Annotated in this window: 21 protein-coding genes; 11 read left to right on the top strand and 10 right to left on the bottom strand. The window is 67.1% G+C overall.

The features are described 5' to 3' along the window. Positions 1–3786, top strand: a 3786-nt coding sequence (locus tag AC3A56_RS10595) for a beta strand repeat-containing protein (protein ID WP_487770296.1), incomplete at its 5' end; no start/stop codon positions are given. Next, the gene (locus tag AC3A56_RS10600; protein WP_487770297.1) at positions 3783–4895 is read left to right on the top strand and encodes a hypothetical protein; all 1113 of its coding nucleotides are present in this window, start codon (positions 3783–3785) and stop codon (positions 4893–4895) included. The genes AC3A56_RS10595 and AC3A56_RS10600, both read left to right, overlap by 4 nt. Before the next feature lie 66 nt (positions 4896–4961). Here the strand turns inward: AC3A56_RS10600 and tssA are convergent, their stop codons facing one another. The 4 genes from tssA to AC3A56_RS10620 form a co-directional block, all read right to left on the bottom strand. Then, a complete protein-coding gene (gene tssA / locus AC3A56_RS10605) occupies positions 4962–5999 on the bottom strand; it encodes a type VI secretion system protein TssA (RefSeq protein WP_487770298.1) in 1038 nt (345 codons plus the stop codon). A gap of 175 nt (positions 6000–6174) precedes the next feature. Then, entirely contained in the window at positions 6175–6492 is a 318-nt protein-coding gene (locus tag AC3A56_RS10610; protein WP_487770299.1) for a hypothetical protein, read from the bottom strand. Between the two features lie 88 nt (positions 6493–6580). Then, positions 6581–6865, bottom strand: a complete 285-nt coding sequence (locus AC3A56_RS10615; protein WP_487770300.1) for a hypothetical protein — start codon at positions 6863–6865, stop codon at positions 6581–6583. 250 nt (positions 6866–7115) lie between these two features. Beyond that, the gene (locus AC3A56_RS10620) at positions 7116–7670 is read right to left on the bottom strand and encodes an NADPH-dependent FMN reductase (RefSeq protein ID WP_487770301.1); all 555 of its coding nucleotides are present in this window, start codon (positions 7668–7670) and stop codon (positions 7116–7118) included. Between the two features lie 143 nt (positions 7671–7813). Between AC3A56_RS10620 and dapD the strand changes: the two genes are divergently transcribed. From dapD to AC3A56_RS10665, 9 genes are all read left to right on the top strand, one after another. Continuing rightward, a complete protein-coding gene (gene dapD, locus AC3A56_RS10625; protein WP_056716441.1) occupies positions 7814–8641 on the top strand; it encodes a 2,3,4,5-tetrahydropyridine-2,6-dicarboxylate N-succinyltransferase in 828 nt (275 codons plus the stop codon). Next, positions 8638–8994, top strand: a complete 357-nt coding sequence (locus tag AC3A56_RS10630; RefSeq protein ID WP_487770302.1) for a Spx/MgsR family RNA polymerase-binding regulatory protein — start codon at positions 8638–8640, stop codon at positions 8992–8994. Before dapD ends, AC3A56_RS10630 begins: the two co-directional genes overlap by 4 nt. 1 nt (position 8995) lies before the next feature. Then, a complete protein-coding gene (locus AC3A56_RS10635; RefSeq protein ID WP_487770303.1) occupies positions 8996–9493 on the top strand; it encodes a DUF2165 family protein in 498 nt (165 codons plus the stop codon). Between the two features lie 5 nt (positions 9494–9498). Beyond that, positions 9499–10563, top strand: coding sequence for a VIT1/CCC1 transporter family protein (locus tag AC3A56_RS10640; protein ID WP_204109202.1), 1065 nt, complete (start codon positions 9499–9501; stop codon positions 10561–10563). Positions 10564–10626: 63 nt separating this feature from the next. Continuing rightward, complete coding sequence (dapE, locus tag AC3A56_RS10645; RefSeq protein ID WP_487770304.1) at positions 10627–11760, top strand: succinyl-diaminopimelate desuccinylase; 1134 nt, start codon at positions 10627–10629, stop codon at positions 11758–11760. A gap of 189 nt (positions 11761–11949) precedes the next feature. After that, a complete protein-coding gene (locus AC3A56_RS10650; RefSeq protein ID WP_487770305.1) occupies positions 11950–13872 on the top strand; it encodes a TOL_0244 family TonB-dependent receptor in 1923 nt (640 codons plus the stop codon). A gap of 4 nt (positions 13873–13876) precedes the next feature. Then, positions 13877–14530: a TOL_0243 family YfiR-like periplasmic protein gene (locus AC3A56_RS10655; RefSeq protein WP_487770306.1), complete on the top strand. Its 654-nt coding sequence runs from the start codon at positions 13877–13879 to the stop codon at positions 14528–14530. Then, positions 14527–15972, top strand: coding sequence for a sensor histidine kinase (locus tag AC3A56_RS10660; protein WP_487770307.1), 1446 nt, complete (start codon positions 14527–14529; stop codon positions 15970–15972). Before AC3A56_RS10655 ends, AC3A56_RS10660 begins: the two co-directional genes overlap by 4 nt. Next, a complete protein-coding gene (locus tag AC3A56_RS10665; RefSeq protein ID WP_487770308.1) occupies positions 15972–16352 on the top strand; it encodes a response regulator in 381 nt (126 codons plus the stop codon). Before AC3A56_RS10660 ends, AC3A56_RS10665 begins: the two co-directional genes overlap by 1 nt. Positions 16353–16382: 30 nt before the next feature. Here AC3A56_RS10665 and tatA read toward each other — a convergent pair whose 3' ends face one another. Genes tatA through nosZ form a run of 6 tightly spaced genes read right to left on the bottom strand, consistent with a single transcriptional unit; the run spans position 16383 to position 22268 of the window. Next, the gene (tatA, locus tag AC3A56_RS10670) at positions 16383–16586 is read right to left on the bottom strand and encodes a twin-arginine translocase TatA/TatE family subunit (RefSeq protein ID WP_487770309.1); all 204 of its coding nucleotides are present in this window, start codon (positions 16584–16586) and stop codon (positions 16383–16385) included. 14 nt (positions 16587–16600) lie between these two features. Next, a complete protein-coding gene (locus AC3A56_RS10675) occupies positions 16601–17242 on the bottom strand; it encodes a nitrous oxide reductase accessory protein NosL (RefSeq protein ID WP_487770310.1) in 642 nt (213 codons plus the stop codon). 12 nt (positions 17243–17254) lie between these two features. Then, a complete protein-coding gene (locus AC3A56_RS10680; RefSeq protein ID WP_487770311.1) occupies positions 17255–18088 on the bottom strand; it encodes an ABC transporter permease in 834 nt (277 codons plus the stop codon). Next, positions 18085–19014: an ABC transporter ATP-binding protein gene (locus AC3A56_RS10685; RefSeq protein ID WP_487770312.1), complete on the bottom strand. Its 930-nt coding sequence runs from the start codon at positions 19012–19014 to the stop codon at positions 18085–18087. The genes AC3A56_RS10680 and AC3A56_RS10685 overlap by 4 nt, the downstream gene beginning before the upstream one ends. Then, a complete protein-coding gene (locus tag AC3A56_RS10690) occupies positions 19011–20270 on the bottom strand; it encodes a nitrous oxide reductase family maturation protein NosD (RefSeq protein WP_487770313.1) in 1260 nt (419 codons plus the stop codon). The genes AC3A56_RS10685 and AC3A56_RS10690 overlap by 4 nt, the downstream gene beginning before the upstream one ends. Before the next feature lie 54 nt (positions 20271–20324). Continuing rightward, complete coding sequence (gene nosZ / locus AC3A56_RS10695; RefSeq protein WP_487770314.1) at positions 20325–22268, bottom strand: TAT-dependent nitrous-oxide reductase; 1944 nt, start codon at positions 22266–22268, stop codon at positions 20325–20327. Positions 22269–22283 lie beyond the last annotated feature (15 nt).

Below are 22283 nucleotides of genomic sequence, written 5' to 3' on the forward strand. Positions count from 1 at the left end.
CTGGCGGGCGGTGGTGCGGGCACGCTGGATTACAGCGCGTACACCACGGCGGTGAGCGTGGGCCTGGGTGGTACGGCCACCGGCACCGGTGGCTGGAGCGGGATCACCACGGTGAAGGGCGGTTCGGCGTCGGACACGATCAGCGGCAGCAGCCAGACGTATCAGCTGACCGGCGCGAACGCCGGCAACAATGGCGTGTTGAGCTGGAGCTCGTTCGAGAACCTGAGCGACAGCGCAGCGGGCAACTTCGTGTTTGCGAACGGTGCGAGCGTCAGCGGCATGCTGACGGCCGGCAGCGCAGGCACGCTGGACTACAGCGCGTACACGACGGCGGTGAACGTGGGCCTGGGCGGCACGGCCACCGGCACCGGCGGCTGGAGCGGCATCACCACGGTGAAGGGTGGTTCGGCCTCGGACACGATCAGTGGCAGCAGCCAGACCTACACCCTGACCGGCGCGAACGCCGGCAACGGCGGCACGCTGGTCTGGACCTCGTTCGAGAACATCGCCGATGCCGGCACCGGCACGCTGACCGCATCCAACCAGAACTGGAGCCTCACCGGCCACAACCAGGGTACGGTGACCAATCTGGCCGGGACCTTCTCCGGCATCGGCAACTTGATCGACACCGGTACCGGCCACTTCTTCATGCATTCGGGGGCCGACGGGGATATCTCGGGCAACCTCAATGCTGGCAGCAACGGCAGCCTGGATTACTCGGGCTACACCACGCCGGTCAATGTGAACCTGTCCAGTGCGGGTACGACGGGGGTCGGCGGCACCACTTCCGGCATCGCGGCGGTGACGGCAAGCAGCAATCTTGGCGTCAGCGGCAACGCGGCCGGCACGCTCACGATCACCACGACCGGTGCCGGGACCAGCACGACGCTGGGCGCGACCACGGTGGGTGGCAACTTGCTCATCACCAGCAGCGGGGCGGTATCGCAGACGGGCGCGGCGCTGGCCGTGGCGGGCACCACCACGGTCAATGCCGGCACCAGCGCGATTACCCTCGCTGGCGGCAGCAATGACTTCGGTGGCGTGGTCAATCTCGCCGGTGGCGCCACGCAGATCAGTGACATCAATGCCTTGACGCTCGGGACGGTGAGCACGGGCGCGTTGACGGTGAATTCGGGCAACCTGACCGTGGGTGGCGTGCTCAACGGCACGGCAGTGAGCCTGAACTCGTCCGGGACGATCAACGAAGGACCGGCGGGCAGCATCACGGCGACCACGTTGACCGGTCATTCGGCAGGCGCAACCAGTCTTGCCGGGGTCAACCATGTCGGCACCCTGGGCAGCTTCACTGCTGCCGGCTTTGCGCTGACCAATGCACAGTCGCTGGCCGTGACCGGAGCAGTCGATGGCGGAGCCAGCACGGCGTTGACCACGACGTCAGGGAACCTGGCCATCAACGGTGCGGTGAGCGGCACGACTACCACACTGAAGTCAGCCGGAACGATCAGTGAAGGGGCTGGTGGCAACATCACCGCCGCGACGCTGACCGGGCAGTCGGCGGGTGCGACCACGCTCAACGGCAGCAATCATGTCACCAACCTGGGCAGTTTCAGTGCTGCGGGTTTTGCCCTGACCAATGCACAGTCGCTGACCATCGCCGGCGCCCTGAACGGTGGCGCCAGTACGGCGCTGACCACGACCGCCGGCAACCTGGCGATCAACGCGGCAGTCAACGGCACGACGACGACACTCGCCTCCGCAGGGGCGATCAGCCAAGGCGCCGGCGGTGCCATCACGGCAACCACGTTGACAGGCCACTCGGGCGGAGCAACGACGCTCAACGGCAGCAACCACATCGGCACGCTGGGCAGCTTCACGGCGGCTGGCTTCGCATTGACCAACGCGCAGGCACTGACCGTCACGGGTCCGGTCAGCGGCGGCACCAGCACGACCCTGGCCACCACGGCCGGCAACCTGGCCATCAACGGTGCGGTCAGCGGCACCACGGCCACGCTGAACTCCGCCGCGGACATCACCGAAGGCAGTGGCGGCAGCATCACCGCGACCAACTTGAATGGCAGCTCGGTCGGCAACACGACGCTGAACCAGGCCAACCACATCGGCACGCTCGGGAGCTTCAGCGCCGCCAATTTCGCCCTGACCAATGCGCAAGCGCTGAGTGTGGGTGGTCCGCTGACCACCACGGGTGGCACTGGCGACATCAGCCTGACCACGACCAGCGGGGCGCTGAGCGTGAACACGGCCGTCACGGGTGACGAGGTTTCGCTGACCTCGGCTGGCGATCTGGCGTTGGGCAACAACGTCACCGGCACGACGGTGAACCTGGACTCCACCGGCAACATCAGCCAGGGCGGTGGCATCCTCACCGCCGGCACGCTGACCGGCAGTTCGAGCGGCAGCACCACGCTGAACCAGGCCAACAAGATCACCACGCTGGGCGGTTTCAGCGCGACGGCCTTCAGCCTGACCAATGCGCGCTCGCTGACCGTGAGTGGTCCGCTGCAAGGTGGCGCCAGTACCACGTTGACCACGACCGCTGGCGATCTCGCGATCAACGGGGCGGTCAGCGGCACCACGACCACGCTCAACTCCGCCGGTGCGATCACCGAGGGCGCGGCAGGCAGCATCACCGCGAATCTGCTGACGGGGCAGTCGACCGGCAATACGACGCTGGACGGCAGCAACCACATCAACACGCTGGGCAGCTTCACGGCGGACTTCAGTCTGACCAATGCACAGACGCTGACGGTGGTCGGGCCACTCGATGGCGGCCCAGTCGTGGCACTCACCACCACCGCGGGTGACCTGATCATCAACGGTGCCATCAGCGGCACCACGACGACGCTGAAGTCGGCCGGTGCGATCAGCGAAGGCGCCGGCGGCAGCATCACGGCCGGCACCCTGAGCGGCCAGTCGGTCGGTGCGACAACCCTCACCGGCGCCAACCACATCGGCATCCTGGGCAGCTTCAGTGCAGCGAACTTCGCGCTGAGCAATGCGCAGGCGCTGACGGTCAATGGCGCGGTCAACGGCGGCTCCGCCCTGGCCCTGACCACGACCTCCGGCGGACTGTCCATCAACGGGGCGATCAGCGGCACCAAGACCACGCTGAAGTCCGCTGGCGCGATCACCGAAGGCTCCGGCGGCCTGATCACGGCCAGCACCCTGAGCGGAAGCGCGGCGGGCGCCACCACCCTGGGCAGTGCCTCGGGTCGCATCAACAACATGGTCGACACACTTGGCAACTTCTCGTCGCCGGGTGGCTTCAGCATGACCAACAACAAGACCCTGACCCTCGCGTCGGTCGATGGCAGCACGTTCACGGTCAACGCGGGCACGGCGGCCACCTATCTGTCGGTGACCAACGGCGACCTGTTCCAGCTGGGCACCACGCCGCTCTACAACAGCACGGGTATCTGGGGCTCCACCGGACGGATGGGCAAGGCTTCGGCGCCGATCTACGTGGTCGGTACCGGCTTGCAGATGATCGCGAATGTCGGGTTCCCGCCCGCTTACTTCTACGCGATCGACAGCAACAGCAACCTGCTGCCGCTGGGTGGCGGCTTCGCGATCAACGTGCCGACCGCAACCGGTGCAGGTAGTGCGCAGAACGGCAATCACGGTGACTCCTACATCGACCCCAGCGTGATCACGGCGAACTATCGCTCCTACGGCATCGTGCCGTCCGGCGTGCGTTTGCCGGCTGATCAACAGAGCGGGTGCGATCCGGACCAGCCGGATCAGCAGGATTGCCAGGAAGGCGACACCGTGGGGATGGTGGGCTTCATGATGAATGGTCGCCGATGAGCATGCTGAAGCTCGGCGCGGCCGTCCTGGTCGGATTGCTGGCGCCGGGGTGGGTTACGCCACTCGCGGCGCAGCTTGCGCCGCGACTGAGTGGAACGGCGATCCTGGAAGAACTGGGCACGGCCCAGCATGAGCTGTCCGCTCGTGCGGCCGGCATGCCGGGCTCCAGCCTGGGGGCGACCAGCGAGCGTCTCGCCACGATGAGCGAGGCCTTGCGGAAATCGCTGGGCAAGGACGTCGACAAGCCGATCGACATCATCGACGCCAAACCCAAGAGCAACGCCTATCGTGCCCATGCGGCCAGCCAGCGGGTGCAGGCGTTTCTGGAAGCCAGCAAGGGTTGCCTGGACACGGACGCAAATGCCATGGCCGATGCGCTGGCGACGACGGTGGCCCAGCTTGCCGAAGCGTCGGACGGAGCGAAGCTGCCACCGGTCGTCGATGCCGTCGAGACTGCAGATCATCGCCCGCTGTTCGTGTTGCGAAACATCCCCGGCAAGACCAGCTTCGCGCTGGTGGGAGCCAACCTGTTCGATGCGCAGTGTGAGGACCCCAAGGTCACTGCCACCGATGCCCAGGGCAAGCCGCAGGCGGTGCAGCCGAAGGTGACCGGGGTCTCGCCCGCCCGGATCGAGCTGGAGTTGCCCGCAGGCGCCAAAATCGATCCTGGCAGCTACGTGCTCCACGTGGCGTCCAGGCGCAAGGCTTTCCTGCTTGGCTGCGGCGCCCAGCCCGAGGCGGTGGCCGTGGTACAGGTGGCCACCCCGGCGAGGCTTTCGATCAGCTACGTATTGACCACCACGTGCCGTGCCGGTGACGGCAGCGAGAAGGTCGGGCCACCCATCGCCGGCACCATGCCGGACTTTTCCGGCGGCAACACCGTTTCGAGGCAGGTGGACACCGGGACGTGCACCGATCCGCTGCGCTACACGATCAGCGCGGGAGTCACCTTCGCGGATGGCCGCACCACCACGGTGGGGCCGATCAGCCAGATCGCTTCGGCCGGCATCACCGCGGGACTGCCGGCTGGCCTGACCCTTAGCTGGGACCCATCGGTGCGTCAGCTCTTCGTTCGTTCCGGCGCGAACAGCTGCAAGGGCGTCTACTGAAGCCTGCCCCTGCAACTGCCGGATCGGATCTGCGGCCGGCTCGTCTTCGGGATGGTCGTCTTCGGGCTATTCGTCTTCGGGCGTGCCGGAAACCACGCGCAGCTCGGAAATGCCGCCCGGGGCGAGATCCTTCAGCAGGTCCATGAAGTCCATGCCGACCAGTCGTTGGGCGCGCCGCAGCAGCAGTGGCACCGGGCTCGACGGTTCGTTGCGCGAGTAGTAGTCGCACAGCTCGTCCAGCCGCCGCATGACGTCCTGCGGCCCGGAAATGGCGCCGTTGGATGCGCGGGTGCCGCCGGTTCCGCCTTCGCCGCCACCTTCGCCCGCCTCACCTTCACCACCCGCGCCTTCCTGCGGAAGCCGGCGTGCCAGCTGGGGGTCCAGGAACTTCTTCAGTTCGTAGATATCGCTGAGCAGATTCTTGAGGTCCGGGCCGGCGGTGCCGATACGGTCGTTGAAAATGCCGTCGATGGCCTTGGCGCTTTCCAGCGACTGGCCGATGGCGGCGGTGACCGCCACCAGGTCGTCTTCGGAGCAGTCCATGCAGCAGGCTTCGATCTCGGTCAATGACGGACCGGGCTCGCCTTCCGTCGTGACCTTCAGCGTTCCGTTGGCGATGCGCAGGTCGCGCAGGTCGAAACGGCCCATCCGCGGCGATTGCACGAACGGCGTGGTGCGGAAATAGCGCAGCACGCCCTGCAGGTCACCGAGTGGCACGACCGAATTGACCCGCATGGTCGGATCGTTGTCGTCCTCGGCTTCCAGCTGCGGATAGACGGTGTCCCAGAAGTGTTCAAGCAGCCCGCGGATCAGGCTGAGCCCGGCACTCCATCCACGCATGCCCGAGGTGCGCATCCAGGCGGTGGTGAGGTGGATGGCCGGACGCAAGTCCTTGGAACGGTGCAGCAGGGCCTCGGCCAGTTCGGCGACCTTTTCCCAGTCCGGCTCTTCCGCGGCCTTGACGTTGTCGCCGATCGCGCGCTCCGCTTTTGGCGCGGCGGCGCGTTCCAGCGCGAGGAATTCGGGATCGTATTCGAGATCGTCACCCGACGGGGATTCATCTCCGATCGGTGCCAACAAAGACTCAAGATCATATTGCGTCATGGGTTTGCACCGCCTTCCAGGTGGGATCGCGCCATTATCACGAATTATCCACACAAAACCAGTCACTGACGGCTTTAAATGCCATGCACCAGCGATTTATGGGTGGACGCCGGAATGGCTTCTGATGGCACGGATCGGGTTTCGCGGCGGGTATCGGCGGGGGCCGGCATTCTGATTATCCGGCTCTGTCGCGGCGGCGCCGTTTCCAGCGTACCCAGCGCCGTTCCATCCACAGCAGGGCGCTCCGCGTCGGGCGCCGCAGGAAGGGCAGGTCCTGGGCCAGAAGCAGGAGCCCCAGCGGCAGCATCCACAGGCCCAGCAGGGGCAGGATGCTGAAAATGCCACCAGCGATCAGCAGCAGACCGGCCGGAATCCGGATCCACCGCGACGAAGGTTCGCGCAGCCAGCGCATGCTTCGACTCAACGACGCGGGCAACTCGCGTTCGAACCGGTCCAGCTGGCGGTTCAGTCGTTCTTCGTCTCGGTTGATCATGCCATGAGGGGTTCCGTCGACAAGCCGGAGGTCTTGCCGGAAAGCGTTCTCCAGGTCGCGGGGTGATCGGCCTGGCGCATGTCGACGGCTACTCTTCCTCTTCCCCCGAAGCAGGTGCGACGTAATTGCGGTCTTCCGCATCGCGCGCATGGCGGATGGCATTGCGCAGGCGCAGATCCAGCCTGTCGAAATCCAGCACGACCTTGCCGGAATGAACATCCTTGACGGCCGATATCGGTATCACGAAGTCTCCGGCGTTTTCGATGTAGATCAGCAGCTCGGGCAAGCCGCGCCTGATCTCCCGCACGGCACCGATGCCGTCGGCACCATCGGTAACGAAAACCATGGAGCCTTGACTGATCTGCTCGTGCATGGGCTTCCTCCAGGGGGGGAGATGACGAAACGGTACCCCTCGCGCGTTCCGGTTGCACGCGCGGGTACGGGTGCATCATGGACCCGCAGGACGTCTCGTGATGGTGAAGGGAGTTGCCCCGATCGCCTGTTCGATCCGCTGATCGGAGCACCCGAAAGTCCGTGTCACGGCGCCTGGCGCAGGAAGCCCCAACAGTTTCCGACAGCGCCGTGCCGACGCGCGCGACCAGCACACGCGTCGCGCTTCTTGCTTACCGAATGAATCGCCTGACCCAGGCGACATAGTTGTCGACAAAGCCCTGCAGGAATTTCCGGGTTCCATCATTGCCGATGCTGCCATCCTCGCCGACAAGATCTTCCTTGAAATGGATGAACACCTCCGGCTGGGCCAGCACGGGCATGTCCAGGTAGGCGAGCACGTTGCGCAGATGCTGCTGCGCCAGGGCGGTGCCGGTGGAACCGATCGAGGCGCCGATGACGGCCGCGGGCTTGCCGGCGAACGAGTTGGTGCCCCAGGGCCGCGAAGCGATATCGATCGCATTCTTCAGCACGCCCGGAATCGAGCGGTTGTATTCGGGTGTGGCGAAGAGCAGGGCATCGACGGACTCGATGTCCTTCTTCAGTCGGGTGGCGGCAGCGGGGTAGGCCGCATCGAAATCCTGCGAATACAGCGGCAGGTCGTTGATCTGGATGTGCCGGAAGGCGAGATCGTCGGGAGCCAGCTTCTCCACGGCCCGGGCCAGTCGGCGATTGAACGAATCCATGCGCAGGCTTCCCACCATCACGCCAATCTTGATCTGGTTCATTTCCGACTCCGTTGAGTGCTGTGAAACAATGGATGCGCCGTCGTCAAATACGGATGAAGCCGGGCAGGCAAATGCCGATCCGGCCTGTATTCTTGGTGGCCGCACCGGCCGACCGTCATCATCATCTTCTGCGAATGAACCCCATGCAAGCCATCGAAACCCTGATCGACGAAGCCTTTGAACGTCGCAACACGCTGAACCCGGCCGAGATCGAGACCCGTCTGCGCCCGGCGATCGGCCAGGTCCTCGACCTGCTGGAATCCGGTGAGCGCCGGGTGGCCGAGCCGGACGGCCACGGCGGCTGGACGGTGAACCAGTGGATCAAGAAGGCGGTGCTGCTGTACTTCCGCATCAACGACAACCGCGTGGTCGACGGTGGTCCGGCTCAGGCCTTCGACAAGGTTCCGCTGCGCTTCGCCCACGGCGATGACACCGAGCTGGAGCAGCTCGGTGCGCGCGTGGTGCCCGGGGCGCTGGTGCGCCGGGGCGCGCACATCGCCAAGGACGCCGTACTGATGCCCAGCTACGTCAACATCGGCGCCCATGTCGGTGCCGGCAGCATGATCGACACCTGGGCCACGGTGGGCTCCTGCGCGCAGATCGGCGCCGGCGTGCACCTGTCCGGCGGCGTCGGCATCGGCGGCGTGCTGGAGCCGTTGCAGGCCAATCCCACCATCATCGAGGACGGCTGCTTCATCGGCGCGCGCTCCGAAGTGGTCGAAGGCGTGGTGGTGGAGAAGGGCAGCGTGATCGGCATGGGCGTGTTCCTGGGGCAGTCCACCCGCATCTACAACCGCGCCACCGGCGAAGTGAGTTACGGCCGCGTGCCTGCCGGCAGCGTGGTGGTGGCCGGCAGCCTGCCCGCAAAGGACGGCAGCCACAGCCTGTACGCCGCGATCATCGTCAAGCAGGTGGACGAGAAGACCCGTGGCAAGACCAGCATCAACGAACTGCTGCGGAGTGGCGAATGAACCCCGTGCTGCATGGACTTCCGAATTGCGACACCTGCAGGAAGGCGCGCAACTGGCTGGCCCGTTTCGAGGTGGCGCACGACTTCGTCGACTACCGCGCCAATCCGGTGCCGGCGGCGACGCTGAAGGACTGGGCCGCGCAGCTCGGCGGCTGGGAGAAGCTGGTCAACAAGTCCTCCACCACCTGGCGCAACCTGCTGCCGCAGCGCAAGAACCCCGGCAGCGATCCGGAGTGGACGCTGCTGCTGAAGGAATATCCCGCGCTGATCCGCCGCCCGGTGGTGGTACAGCCCGACGGCACGGTGAGCGTGGGCTTCAGCGACAACGGCTTCAAGAAACTGTTCGGCCGCTGACATGCCGACGCGGCTTTCGAAGATCGGGCTGATGGGGACGATCGCGCTGTGGCTGGCGCTGGTCGCGTTCGGCAACCTCACCGACTACGGCAGCAACCTGGTCTTCGTGCAGCACGTGCTGGCGATGGACTCGATCTTCCCGGACGCCACCATCCACTACCGCGCGATCCATGCGCCGCTGCTGCAGCATGCGGCTTACGTGCTGATCATCGCCATCGAAACGCTGGCCGCCGTGCTGTGCGGGCTGGGGACGTGGCGCCTGTGGCGCGCGCGCCGTTCACCGGCCGCGCTGTTCCATCGTGCCAAGCGCCTCGCCGTGGCCGGGCTCGGCGTCGGCGTGCTGCTGTGGCTGGGCGGTTTCATGGCGATCGGCGGCGAATGGTTCGGCATGTGGATGTCCAGCCAGTGGAACGGGCTGGCCAGCGCGTTCCGCTTCGTCGTGGTGCTGCTGCTGGCGCTGGTCTACCTGGGCCAGCGTGACGACGAGCTCGACGACTGACCACGATGAGTACGCACCGCATCCGCCGCTTCCGCAGCAACCTTCGCATCGAGCGCGACAACGCCGCACTGTACGCGCGGCTGGCCGAGCTGGCCGATGATGCGCGACTGGGCCAGGCCTATCGACGCATCGCGGCGGGCGAGCGGGCCAATGCGCAGTTCTGGGAGGAGCGCCTGCGCGAACTGGGCGAGGCCGTGCCGTCGCCGCGGATCGGCTTGCGCGTGCGCACGCTGAGCTGGTTCGCGCAACGCTTCGGCACCGAGTTCGTGATGCCGACCGTGGTGCGGCTGGAACACGCCGACCATGCCGTCACGCCGGTCGACCGCAGCGGCCATCGCGACCATTTCCCGTTGCCGCAGCCGGCCGGTCCGCACGGATTGCGCCATCGCGCCCAGAGCGGCAACACCTTGCGCGCCGCCGTGCTCGGCGCCAACGACGGGCTGGTTTCCAACGTCAGCTTGGTGATGGGCATGGCCGGCGCCGCCTCGGGTGATCGCGCCGTGCTGCTGGCCGGTCTGGCCGGACTGGTCGCCGGGGCATGCTCGATGGCACTGGGCGAATGGCTGTCGGTCAACAGTTCGCGCGAGTTCTACCAGGCGCAGATCACCGAGCGCGCCGAGCGTCTGGCAGTGGCGCCGGAAGACGGCCTGGCACACATCGCCGGCATCTATCGCGACAAGGGACTGGAACCGGCGGCGGCCGAACACCTGGCCGGGCACGTGGCCGAAACGCCGCGCGCGGCGCTGGACATGCTGGTGCGCGAAGACCTGGGCGTCGACCCGGCTGAACTGGGCGGTTCGGCCTGGGGCGCGGCGATCTCCTCGTTCTGCCTGTTCGCCTGTGGCGCGCTGTTTCCGGTGGCGCCGTACTTTTTCCTCGGTGGCGATGTCGCCATGCTGGCCAGCGCGTGTTCCACCGCCGCCGGGCTGGCCCTGATCGGCATCGGCACCTCGCTGTTCACCGGGCGCAGCATGCTGTTCTCGATCGCCCGCCAGTTCGGCATCACCGCCGCGGCCGCCGCGATCACCTACGGGGTGGGCCATCTGCTGGGCGTGGTGCTGACCGGTTGAGCCCCCGGGCAGGCGCGCTTGGTATGCTGCGGCTCTTGCCCTGCGTGACTATCACGAGTGCCCATGTCCGACGTCTTCGAGCTTGCCTGTGAGCTGATCCGCCGCCGTTCGGTAACGCCGGAAGATGCCGGTTGCCTGCCGCTGATCAGCGGACGGCTGGCGCGTGCGGGTTTTCGCGTCGAGCACCTGCGCTACGGCGAAGTCGACAACCTGTGGGCCACCCATGGCGACGCCGGCCCGACGCTGGCGTTCCTCGGCCACACCGACGTGGTGCCCAGCGGCCCGGAAGCCTCCTGGCAAAGTCCGCCGTTCGAGCCGGCCGTCCGGAACGGACGTCTATACGGCCGAGGCGCGGCCGACATGAAGGGCTCGGTGGCCGCGATGGTGGTGGCGCTGGAGCAGTTCGTGGCGGCGCATCCCGCGCATCGTGGCCGCGTCGGCCTGCTGCTGACCAGCGACGAGGAAGGCCCGACCAATCTCGACGGCGTGCGGCGGGTGGTCGAACATTTTCGCGAACGCGGTGAACGCATCGACTGGTGCGTGGTGGGCGAACCGTCCTCGAAGGAACGGCTGGGCGACCTGATTCGCGTGGGCCGCCGCGGATCGCTGTCCGGCACGCTGGTGGTGCGGGGCGTGCAGGGCCACGTGGCGTATCCGGAGAAGGCGCTGAACCCGATCCATGCATTTGCTCCCGCGCTGACCGAACTGGCTGCCGAACGCTGGGACGAAGGCAATGACGACTTCCCGCCCACCTCGTTCCAGTTCTCCAATCTCAACGCCGGCACCGGCGCCACCAACGTGATCCCCGGCGAACTCACCGCGCTGATCAACTTCCGCTACTGCACCGCCAGCCGCGCCGAGCATCTGCGTGCCCGCACTGAGGCGATCCTGCAACGACACGGCCTGGACTTCGCGCTGGACTGGAACCTCTCCGGCGAACCCTTCCTCACGCCAACCGGCGGTGTCCTGCGCGAAACCGTGGTGGCGGTCTGCCGCGAGCTGTGCGGCATCGATCCCGAGCAAAGCACCGGGGGTGGTACCTCTGACGGGCGCTTCGTCGCCCCGATGGGTGCCGAAGTGGTCGAGCTCGGCCCGGTCAACGCCACCATCCACAAGGTGGACGAATGCGTGGACGTGGCGGATCTGGACGCGCTTCCGGCGCTGTATCGGGCGGTGTGCGAACGCCTGCTGGGATAGGCGCGGGGCGAGCGCCTGGCACAAGGCGAAGGGAGGTGCCACCGCGAAGTGTGAAGAAGCCCTAGACATGTCGCCATGAGCATCGGCGGCATAATATCGCCCGATGCCGGCATCCGGGGCGTGCCAGGGGGCTTTCATGTGCTGTTCGGGTAGCGCTTGCGTAAGGATCGCGACATGAGGAGCATGGCGATGCGCGCGTGTCGGCCCGGCGTGGTCGCGTTGGGCCTGTTGGCGCTGTCGGTCGACGTGGCCAGCGCCGTGTCACTGCCGCAGGATCTCAGCCATCTTTCGCTGGAGGATCTGGGCAAGGTGGTGGTCTCCTCGGTGGCGAAGACCCCCGAACCGCTGGGCGACGCCGCGGCAGCGGTGTACGTGATCGGCCACGACGACATCCTGCGATCGGGCGCCACCAGCCTGCCGGACATCCTGCGACTGGCGCCCAACCTGGCGGTATTCCAGACCAGTCCGAGCAACTACGTGATCACCGCGCGGGGGTTCAGCGGCAACAACACCGCGCAGAATTTCCCCAACAAGCTGCTGGTGCTGATCGATGGTCGCAGCGTGTATTCGCCGATATTCTCCGGCATGTACTGGGATGACCAGTACGTGCTGCCCGAGAACATCGAACGCATCGAAGTCATCAGCGGTCCCGGTGGTGCGTTGTGGGGCGCCAATGCCGTCAACGGCGTGATCAACATCATCACCCGCAAGGCTGCCGACACCCGGGGCGGGGTGCTGCACGTGGGCGTGGGCAACCTGCAGCGCGGCGCGTCCGTGCAATACGGCGGCGTGCTGGGACAACACGCGCATTACCGGGTCTACGCGCGGGACGTTCGCCGGGATTCGTTCGACAACAGCGCCGGGCACGACGCGCGCAACGGCTGGAGCAATCCGCAGGTCGGTTTCCGGCTGGACTGGGATGGCGGTGCGGCCGATGCCGTCATGCTGCAGGGCGACCTGCACGATGGCCGCGCCGAGCAGGCCGGCGCGCCCGACTCGCGCAGCACCGAAGGCGACGTGCTGGCGCGCTGGCAGCATGCGATCAGCGACACCTCGAGCTTCCAGGTGCAGGCCTATTACGATCATGTGCATCGTCGCAACGACGCCAGTGGAGAAGGTTTCGCGCTCGACACCTGGGACATCGAGCTGCAGCACAACTTCGCCCTCGGCGAGCACAACCAGGTCGTCTGGGGCGCGGGCAACCGGAACTATCGCTACGACATCAAGCCGCGGATCAGTCCGGCCAGTTCACTGCTGTGGGACCCGGCGGTGAACACGCAGAACCTGGCGAACGCGTTCGTGCAGGACCAGATCGGGCTGGGCCCGCGCGTGCAGCTGACGCTGGGCCTCAAGGCCGAGGACGATCCCTACTCGGGCGTGTCGCTGATGCCCAGCGGAAAACTGTCATGGAAGCCGGGTGGGAACGTGCTGCTGTGGGCGGCCGCTTCGCGTGCGGTGCGCACGCCCACGCCGTTCGACCAGGATGTCATCGAGAAACTCGGTTCGACCACGTTCCTGGTCGGCAATCCGGACTTCAGACGCGAGCAGCTGACCGCCTATGAAGCCGGCTGGCGGGCACAGGTGGCCACGCGGGCGACCGTATCGGTTTCGGCGTACTACAACGTCTACGACGACCTGCGGACCATCGAGTATTCCCCCACGCTGCTTCCATTGCTGTGGGGCAATGGCATGGAAGGCCATACCTGGGGGCTGGAAGCGTGGGGCAGCTACGCGATCGGCGACTCCTGGCGTCTGGGCGCAGGCTTCGCCACGCAGCGGCAACGGCTGCGCTTCAAGCCGGGTGCGAGCGGCCTGCTGGGCCTGTCGCAGGCCGGCGATGACCCCGAGCGTCACGGTTTCATCCGGTCGGTGATGAACCTCTCGGATCGCTGGACTCTGGTGGCCGAACTGCGCGGGGTCAGTGCCTTGCCGGACCCGAAGGTGCCCGGCTACGTGGAGCTCGACGCGCGACTGGCCTGGCGGGTGAATGAGAAACTGGATCTCGCCTTGTCCGGCTCCAGCCTGCTGCACTCGTGGCATCAGGAATACGTGTTCCCGGACAGCGACCGCATCGGACGCAGCGTGCTGTTCGATGCCCGCCTGAAATTCTGAGCACATGCCGATCCCGCCCCATCACGCCGCGTCCGGACACGCCCTGCGTGCCGTGGCCGCGTTGCGCACGGGATGGCACGCGGTGCGTACCCGCGGCCCGGCCTGTCTGGTCATCCTGCTGCTGTACGCGACGGGTGTGGCGGCGGCGAACGCGGTGCAATTGCCACGACAGGCGTCGCCAGCGCCACCGGCGATCTCGCTGGAGTACGCGGTCAAGGCGACGTATCTCTACAAGCTGGCGCCTTTCGTCAACTGGCCGCCCGAAGAGTTCGCCAGCCCGGATGTGCCTTTCAGGATTTGCGTGGTCGGCGGCGACCCGTTCCGCGGCTTTCTGGCCGACGCGGTGGCCGGGCGTCGCTTCGGCACGCATGCCTTTGAAGTGCTCCGGCTGGATGCGCTGACAGCTGACGCGGGTTGCCAGATCGCCTTCATCAGTCAGCTGCCGGCGCAGACCACGCGGCAGGCGCTGGCTGCGGTGGACGGCAAGCCGGTGCTGACCGTGGTCGACTCCGCCGCGCCGGATAAGCGGGGCATCGTGCAGTTCGTGATACGCCAGGGCCGGGTCGGCTTCGAGATCAATATCGCCGCCGCCGCACGCAACCATCTCACGATCAGTTCGAAGCTGTTGAGCCTGGCCCTGAAGGTCAATTCGCGATGAAGGCACGCGCGGACCACCGGCCCTACACGTTCCGGCCCGTGATGCTGCTGGTCGCGGCCGGCATGCTGCTGATCGCCGGCGCGCTTGCCGCTGCCTACCAATACCATTCGGCGCGGATCGAGCGGCGACACCAGCTGATCACCCAGGCCAATATCCTGGCCGCCAGCGTGACCGCGGCGATCGCGTTCGATGACCGCGTGGCCGCGCAGGAATACGTGAACGCCCTGATGCTCGACCCCCGGCTGGATGCGGCGGCGGTGTACAACGAGGCGCACCGCCAGGTGGCCGGCTTCCAGCGGACGGGCAGCGAGCCGATCGCTGACAGCCCGGCCGCTGACGGCCGCGCGCCGCACCAGCGGCAACTGGTGGAAGTGCCGGCGCGCCAGGGCGCCACCACCGTTGGCCGGGTGTATCTGCGCGCCGCAGACACGCCGCTGATGGTGCAACTGGCACGCTACAGCGGCGTGGCGCTCCTGACCATCATGGCGGTGCTGATGCTTTCCGCGCTGGCGGTGGCGCAGGGCGTGCTGACCCGCGCCCACGATGCCCTGCACCGGCGCGCCACCGAACTGGCCGACGCCAACGAGCGACTCAACATCGAGATGGCGCAGCGCGCGCGTACCGAGGAGGCGCTGCGGCAGAGCCAGAAGATGGAAGCCATCGGCCAGCTTTCCGGCGGCATCGCGCACGACTTCAACAATCTGCTGATGATCATCAAGAGCAGTCTCACCCTGCTGCAACAGAAACTGCTGCAGGGCGACCCGTCGGCGGATGGCACGTCCGCCTCGCCGCCGCGGAAGCGCGAGTCAGACGATGGCCGCGAAGCGCGGGAACGGCGGATCAGGCACTACCTCGACGTGGCGCAGGACGGCATCGATCGGGCGGCCAGCCTGACCCAGCGCCTGCTCAGCTTCGCGCGGCAACAGCCGCTGTCGCCCCGGTCGCTGCGGCTGGATGTGCTGGTTCGCGACATCCACCCGCTGCTGGAGCATTCGGTGGGCAGCGGCGTGGAAATCGATTACCGGCTCGACTCGCATCGCCCCGTGCTCTGCGATGCCAACCAGATGGAAAACACGATACTGAACCTGGTCGTCAACGCGCGCGATGCGATGCCTGACGGCGGGCGCATCGTCATCGGCGTGGACGACCTGCGCATCGATGCCGATCACCCCATGGAAGGCCTGCCGAACGGCGACTACGTGCATCTGCGGGTGGTCGACAACGGCATGGGCATGAGCGAGGAAGTTCGCCGCAAGGCCTTCGAGCCATTCTTCACCACCAAGCCGGTCGGCAAGGGCACCGGCCTGGGCCTCAGCACCATCTTCGGTTTCACCGTGCAGTCTCGCGGACTGGCCAGCATCGACAGCGAGCCCGGCCGCGGCACCACCATCCACATCGTCTTGCCGCACGTCGCCGACGAAGCGACCTCCGAGGTAGCGTAATGTCTTCCCCCGATCCCTCCGCACCATGCATCCTGCTTGTCGAAGACGAGGCCTTCCTGCGCGAACTGGTCATGGAAAACCTGCAGGACGCGGGGTACGGCGTCGTCGAAGCCAGCGATGGCAGCAGCGGGGTCGAGGCCCTGAAATCCGACCAGCGCATCGACGTGCTGCTGAGCGACATCAAGCTGCCCGACATCGACGGCTATACGGTCGCCCGGATCGGCAAGACGCTGCGTCCGGAACTGAAGGTGATCCTGATGACCGGTTACGCGCCATCGCCGCTGCCGCCAGCGCTGCAGGCGCTGGTCTATCGCGTGCTGCAGAAGCCGTTCTCACTGAACACCTTGCCTGAGACGGTGGCTGCCGCGCTGGAACACTGAGCAGGCCATCCGGCGAGGGAGAGCCACGTGTCAGCGCGGCGGCTTGTGGTTGCTGTCCAGTTGCGCCGCCGACGGTGCGGCGCGGTCCGGTTTGCCGTCACCGAATCCCTTGCGGAAATCGGCGATGGCGCTGCCGAGGTCGCGGCCGGCGTTGCGCAGCTTGCCGGTGCCGAAGATCAGCACAACCAGTACGAGCAACACGATCCAGTGCGAAAAGCTGTTCAGTCCGAGCATGGTGCGGATTCCTGTCATGGATGGGGGTGTGGATGCGTCGGCGAAGGCGCGGCTGGCGGATGGCTAGACAGGGCGAGCGACGGCGAGGGCGCGGCGAGGCATTGCAGCGTGCCGTGAGCGCCGGTGGCCCGGGCGGGGCAGCGGTAGTCCAGCGTGGCCACCAGTGCGGGCGTGACCTCCGCGAAGCCGAGCACGGCGCCGCCATGTTCGCGCACGAACGCTTCGGCGACGGTGCGGCTGGCGAACGGCGCCAGGGTCGGCCCCATCGAGCCGGCCAGTGGCTGCCAGGCCACGTAGAAGGCGGTGCGTGCGTCGATGAAGCTGACCGCGGCGTGGGCGGGCTGCTGCCAGTCGATGCGTGCGCTGTCCTGCACGAACAACTCCTGCAGCGAAGCCTGGTTTTCCGGTTGCAGCACGTAGGCGAAGAAGTCGCGGGTGGAATCGAACACCAGCGGCTTCGCGCGGCCGGCCACCCACGCTTCCGCGCGTGGGCCAGGCGAGCCATCCAGGTACATGCCGCATACCGCACAGGCGTCGTCCGGGTGGGTGTCGACGGCGTGGCGTGCGGGTGCGGGGTTGCCGCCGCAACCGGCGAGCAGGGCCAGCGCCAGCACGAAGGCAGCGCGGCGCAGGGGGATGATCGGCGGGCAGGGCACGCGCGAACTCCTTCAGATTTCCTTGCGCCGAAACGCGAGCATCGCCCACGCGAACGGCGCCACCGCCCAGCCCAGCAATAGCGCGTAGAGCAGGGCGGGCGGATAGACGTGGTGGGCGGTCATGCCGGTCAGCAGGTCGTTGCCGGCGCCGTCGCCCAGCGCGGTGAGGTTGACCAGGCGGAACACGTCGACCGGGTTGAGCAGCAGCAGGTACGGATACACCGCGCGCTCGAGCGGGTTGCCGCCGCTGACCACCAGCAGTGCCAGCAGCGCCAGGTCGAACAGCACCACGCTGACCAGCCAGCCGACCAGCGCCAGCCCGGCGGCGCGGGATTTGTCGGCGGTCTGCACGCTGATCAGGCAGGCCAGCCCGACGAAACTGGCGCCGAGCAGCGAGGCGCTGAGAATGAAGCGGCCGATCTGCAGCCACGCCTGCATCGTCTGCTCCGGCGGCTGCATCCACTGCATGATCGCCACCGCGAACCCGAAGCCGGCCAGCGTGGCCGCGGCCAGCGCGCCGCAGTGGCCGAGGAACTTGCCGGCCACCAGTTGCCCGCGCGAGAGCGGATAGCTGAGCATCAGCAGCAAGGTGCCGTCGTCGCGCTCGCCGACGATGCTGCCGTAGGCGATCAGCAGACCGATCAACGGAATCACGAACGCGCCCAGCGTGGTCAGGCTGGCCAGCGTGGCGTCGAACGAGGTGAAGCCGACGCGCCCGGCCGCCGCGCTGCCGAACCAGGCGATGCCCAGCGCCAGCAACGCGAACAGGATGGTCAGCGCGATCGTCCAGCGGTTGCGGAAGTCGTCGCGGAACTCCTTGGCGGCGACGGTGAGGATCGGGTTCATGCGGCCATCTCCGCGGTGGATGGCGGGCCGGCGCCGAGCCAGTCGTAGAGTTGCGCCAGCGTCGGCTCGCGCACGTCGAGATCGGCGATCGCGGGATCGGCCAGCAGCTCGCGCAGCATGCGCAGCTTGCTGGCGCGTGGCACCTGCAGTTCCAGCCGGCCATCGGGGCGCGACCGTGGCGACAGGCCGCCGGCTTCCAGGCGCGCGAGCAGTTCGCCCATCGCCAGCTCGCGCGGCCGCAGCAATACCTGTGCCGGCAGCGCGGCCTGCTCGCCCAGCGCATGCAGGCTGCCGGACGCAAGCAACTTGCCCTGGCGCAGGATCAGTGCGCCGTCGATGTGCGGTTCCAGCTCGGCCAGCAGGTGCGAGGAGACCAGTACGCAGCGGCCGTCCGCGCGCAGCTCGCCGACGATGCGGTACAACTCGCGCGTGGCCTGCGGGTCGAGGCCGGTGGTCGGCTCGTCCAGCAGCACCAGTTCGGGCGAACCGAGCAGCGCCTGCGCCAGGCCCAGGCGCTGGCGCATGCCCTTCGAATACGTGCCAATGCGGCGGTCGGCGGCGTGCGCCAGGCCGACGCGTTCGAGCAGCGTGGACACCTGCGCGCGCGGCGCCTGCTTCAGCCGCGCCAGATAGTCGAGCAGTTCGCGGCCGCTGAGGTTGCCGTAGAAGGTGGCGCTCTCGGGCAGATAGCCGATGCGCCGGCGCAGCGCGTGCGCGCGCCACGGCGAGTGGCCGAGTACCTGCAGCCGGCCGCCGCTGGGTGCGATCAGGCCGAGAATCAGTTTGATCAGCGTGGACTTGCCCGCGCCGTTGTGGCCGAGCAGGCCGATCACCTGGCCACGTGGCACGGCGGCGCTGACGCCGTCGAGTGCGGCGAGGTCGCCGTAGCGCTTGGCCAGTGCGTGGCATTCGATCGGGTGGTTCATGGCGTGGCCGGGGAAGTTTTCATCAGCGGGTGGCTGTCCTGCACCGAGGGTGGCGTGAACACGGGGAAGGCGCGCTGCACGTAGCGCATCAGTAGCACCGCGGGGCTGGACATCAGGTTGCGCGCGGAGGGGTATTTCCACAGCAGCACGTCGACGCCATCGTTGGGGCGGAACGGGATGTCGCCGATGCCGTCGGCATCCAGGTCCCAGCCCAGGTAGTCGCTCCAGAAATTGCCGTGGCCGCGCTCGGACCACTCCTGCGCCAGGTTCTGCACGTATTTCACCTGGACGCGGTTGTCCATGAAGTGGTTGCCCCACAGGCGGTTGTCCTCCGAGCCGGCGGTCACGTGGATGCCGATTTGCGAGTCGGCGACGAGGTTGTCGTGGAAGCTGTTGAACTGCGACAGGTAGACGAACAGGCCCTTGCCCTCGGTGCCGTCGATGGTGCCGCCGGCGTCGTCGCTCTGGCCCTTGATGCGGTACACGCGGTTGCCGGCGATCTCGCTGTGCGCGATGTAGTTGAGCAGGAAGCCGTAGGAGCTCTCGTCCTCGGAGCTGTTGCCGATCACCTTCAGGTGGTGCGAGGACATCAGCGCGTAGCCGGCGAGGTTGCCGCGGCTGACGTTGTCCAGCAGCAGGTTGTCTTGGGAATACATGTAGTGGACGCCGTAGCGCACGTCGTGCAGCACGTTGCGAGCGATGGTGTTGTGCGGGCTGACGTAGACGTAGATGCCGTCGCGCGAGCCGGCTACGTCGTTGCCCTCGATGGTGCAGCCGGTGTCGTTCCACAGGTGGATGCCGTCGCCGCGATCGGCCACGCGCAGATTGCGCATGCCGCGGATCACGTTGCGCTCCACCCGCACGTTGGCGGCGCCGTCGAGGTAGACGCCGAACAGGCTGTCCTCGATGCGATTGCCGCTGACGACCACGTCGCGCGCTGTGCGCTCGATGAAGATGCCCGCGTTCATCGCGGTGAGGTCGCTGCCACTGCGGCGCAGGGTGAGGCCGCGCACGGTGACGTTCGACGCACGGATGCGCACGACGTCGCCCGAGCCGCCGCCGTCGAGGATCGCGCCGGGTTCGCCGACCAGGGTGAGCGGCTTGTCCAGCTTCAGATGCACCGCATGCACGCCCGCCGGCACGCTGATCGTGGCGCCGGGCGCCGCTGCGGCCACGAGCTGTTCCAGCGATTCGTCCGCATGTGCCGGCAGCGCCAGCAGCAGGAGCAGGATGGCGAGGCAACGAAGCGTATGCATGGCAGCGGAAGGCCATGCCGTGCCGCCGCGTGCTGCGCGGCGGCACGGCATGACTCAGGCCTCCACCAGCATCCGCCCGCTCATCTCCATGTGCATCGCATGGCAGAAGAACGTGCAGTAGTACCAGAACACCCCTGCCTTGTCGGCGGTGAAGGTGGCCGAGGCGGTGGCGCCGGGGCTGATCTCCATGTTGATGCCGTAGTTGACGATGCAGAAGCCGTGGCTCACGTCCTCCACCGCGTCAATGTTGGTCACCACCACGGTCACCTCGTCGCCCTTCTTCACCTTGAAGCTGCCCATGCTGAAGATCGGCGCGGCCGAGGTCATGTACACGAACACCTTGCGGCCTTCGCGGATGATCTTGCTGTCGGACAGCACGTTGACGCCGTGCTTCTTCGCCATCGCCACCGTCTCGGCGAAGAACGGGTCGTCGCGGTCCCAGCTCTTCTTCACCTTGTCGATCAGCAGCCGGCGGTGCAGCAGGATCACGTCGTGCGGCTCGGCGTAGACCGGGCCGTCGGCGACCAGCTTCATGGTCTCGCCGGAGATGTCGATCAGCTGGTCGTTGTCCGGATGCAGCGGGCCGGTGGGCAGGAAGCGGTCCTTGGAGAACTTGTTCAGCGACACCAGCCATTTGCCGTCGGCGTCGCGGGTCTCGCCCATCGAGGTGTGGCAGTGCCCGGGCTGGTAGGCCACGTCGATCTTCTGGCGCAGGTAGTTGACCTTCTTGCCGTCGTGGGCGGCGATCGCGTCGGCGATGTTCCACTTGGCGATCTGGCTGTCGATGAACAGCGTGGTGTAGGCGTTGCCGCGACCGTCGTAGGCGGTGTGCAACGGTCCCAGGCCCAGCTCCGGCTCGGCCACCACGGTGTCGCGCGGGTCCTTCAGCTTGCCGGCGAAGCAGTCGTCGATGCGGCTCCACTCCATCACGGTGACGGTGGGCGACAGCTTGCCGTTGGCCACCACATACTTGCCGTCGGGGCTAGCGTTGATGCCGTGCGGGTTCTTCGGAATCGGGATGTACAGGGTGAACGGCGAGCCGTGGCGACCGTCCAGCACCGGCACCTTCGAGCCGCCGATGGTCTTGAACTTGCCTTGCTTCACCGCCTCCTCGATGCGGGCGATGTTGAACACCACCACCCAGTCGCGCTCGGCCTGCATGGTGCCGGGCAGGTCCATGCCACCCTCGCTGTTGTAGCAGGTGGAGATCGCGTACTTGCCGGCGTAGTCGGCCTCGGTGTTGTCCAGGTTGCCGTCCACCAGCACCTGCCAGGCGACTTCCATGGTGTCGCCGTCGAGCGCGCTGAACATGGTCTGGTACTTGGCCGGATCGTCCAGGTCGCGGCCATCGTTCGGTGCCGGGACCAGGAACTCGCCGTTGGCGAACACGTAGCCGGTGCGTGGTGCGCGCTGCACGCGCAGGCCGTGGATCGCCTGCACGTTGGGCACGTCGGTGATGCGGTCGGTGCGCATCACGTCGCAGCGGATGCGCGCCACGCGGGTGTGCGCCTTGTCGTTGATGAAGATGTAGCGGCCGTCGTAGTGGCCGTCGGTCTGGCTCATGTGCGGGTGGTGGCAGTCGCCGCCGGGCGGGAAGTTCGGCCCGAGCACGCGCTTGCTCTCGTTGGTGACGCCCCAGCCGATGGTGAAGTCGGGGTTGAACACCGGGATGCGCATCAGCTCGCGCATCGAGGGCACGCCGACAAGGCGCACCTCGCCGGACTGTCCGCCGCTCCAGAAGCCGTAGTACTCGTCGAGCTGGCCGGGCGGCACGTGGTCGGAGGCCGCTTCGTGCTCACCGTGCTCGCGCCGGGGTTTGCCGTCGTGCCCGGCGGCACCTTCCGCGCCGCCGTGATCACCCTTGCGACCGCAGCCCGCCAACGCCAGTCCTGCCGCACCGGCCAGGCCGACCAGCGCGCTGTTCTTCATGAAGTTGCGACGCGCGGGGTCGGCGCCTTCCGCGTTCGCTTCGGGTTTGTTCTTCGATTCGTCGTGCATGGCTTTTCATCCGCA

This window comes from Rhodanobacter sp. Soil_C_14, assembly GCF_057657335.1.

Excerpts from the sequence above, each read along its gene's own strand:
- AC3A56_RS10600 (WP_487770297.1), top strand. The coding sequence starts at position 3,783 with ATGAGCATGCTGAAGCTCGGCGCGGCCGTCCTGGTCGGATTGCTGGCG.
- tssA (WP_487770298.1), bottom strand. The coding sequence starts at position 5,999 with ATGACGCAATATGATCTTGAGTCTTTGTTGGCACCGATCGGAGATGAA.
- AC3A56_RS10610 (WP_487770299.1), bottom strand. The coding sequence starts at position 6,492 with ATGATCAACCGAGACGAAGAACGACTGAACCGCCAGCTGGACCGGTTC.
- AC3A56_RS10615 (WP_487770300.1), bottom strand. The coding sequence starts at position 6,865 with ATGCACGAGCAGATCAGTCAAGGCTCCATGGTTTTCGTTACCGATGGT.
- AC3A56_RS10620 (WP_487770301.1), bottom strand. The coding sequence starts at position 7,670 with ATGAACCAGATCAAGATTGGCGTGATGGTGGGAAGCCTGCGCATGGAT.
- dapD (WP_056716441.1), top strand. The coding sequence starts at position 7,814 with ATGCAAGCCATCGAAACCCTGATCGACGAAGCCTTTGAACGTCGCAAC.
- AC3A56_RS10630 (WP_487770302.1), top strand. The coding sequence starts at position 8,638 with ATGAACCCCGTGCTGCATGGACTTCCGAATTGCGACACCTGCAGGAAG.
- AC3A56_RS10635 (WP_487770303.1), top strand. The coding sequence starts at position 8,996 with ATGCCGACGCGGCTTTCGAAGATCGGGCTGATGGGGACGATCGCGCTG.
- AC3A56_RS10640 (WP_204109202.1), top strand. The coding sequence starts at position 9,499 with ATGAGTACGCACCGCATCCGCCGCTTCCGCAGCAACCTTCGCATCGAG.
- dapE (WP_487770304.1), top strand. The coding sequence starts at position 10,627 with ATGTCCGACGTCTTCGAGCTTGCCTGTGAGCTGATCCGCCGCCGTTCG.
- AC3A56_RS10650 (WP_487770305.1), top strand. The coding sequence starts at position 11,950 with ATGCGCGCGTGTCGGCCCGGCGTGGTCGCGTTGGGCCTGTTGGCGCTG.
- AC3A56_RS10655 (WP_487770306.1), top strand. The coding sequence starts at position 13,877 with ATGCCGATCCCGCCCCATCACGCCGCGTCCGGACACGCCCTGCGTGCC.
- AC3A56_RS10660 (WP_487770307.1), top strand. The coding sequence starts at position 14,527 with ATGAAGGCACGCGCGGACCACCGGCCCTACACGTTCCGGCCCGTGATG.
- AC3A56_RS10665 (WP_487770308.1), top strand. The coding sequence starts at position 15,972 with ATGTCTTCCCCCGATCCCTCCGCACCATGCATCCTGCTTGTCGAAGAC.
- tatA (WP_487770309.1), bottom strand. The coding sequence starts at position 16,586 with ATGCTCGGACTGAACAGCTTTTCGCACTGGATCGTGTTGCTCGTACTG.
- AC3A56_RS10680 (WP_487770311.1), bottom strand. The coding sequence starts at position 18,088 with ATGAACCCGATCCTCACCGTCGCCGCCAAGGAGTTCCGCGACGACTTC.
- AC3A56_RS10685 (WP_487770312.1), bottom strand. The coding sequence starts at position 19,014 with ATGAACCACCCGATCGAATGCCACGCACTGGCCAAGCGCTACGGCGAC.
- AC3A56_RS10690 (WP_487770313.1), bottom strand. The coding sequence starts at position 20,270 with ATGCATACGCTTCGTTGCCTCGCCATCCTGCTCCTGCTGCTGGCGCTG.
- nosZ (WP_487770314.1), bottom strand. The coding sequence starts at position 22,268 with ATGCACGACGAATCGAAGAACAAACCCGAAGCGAACGCGGAAGGCGCC.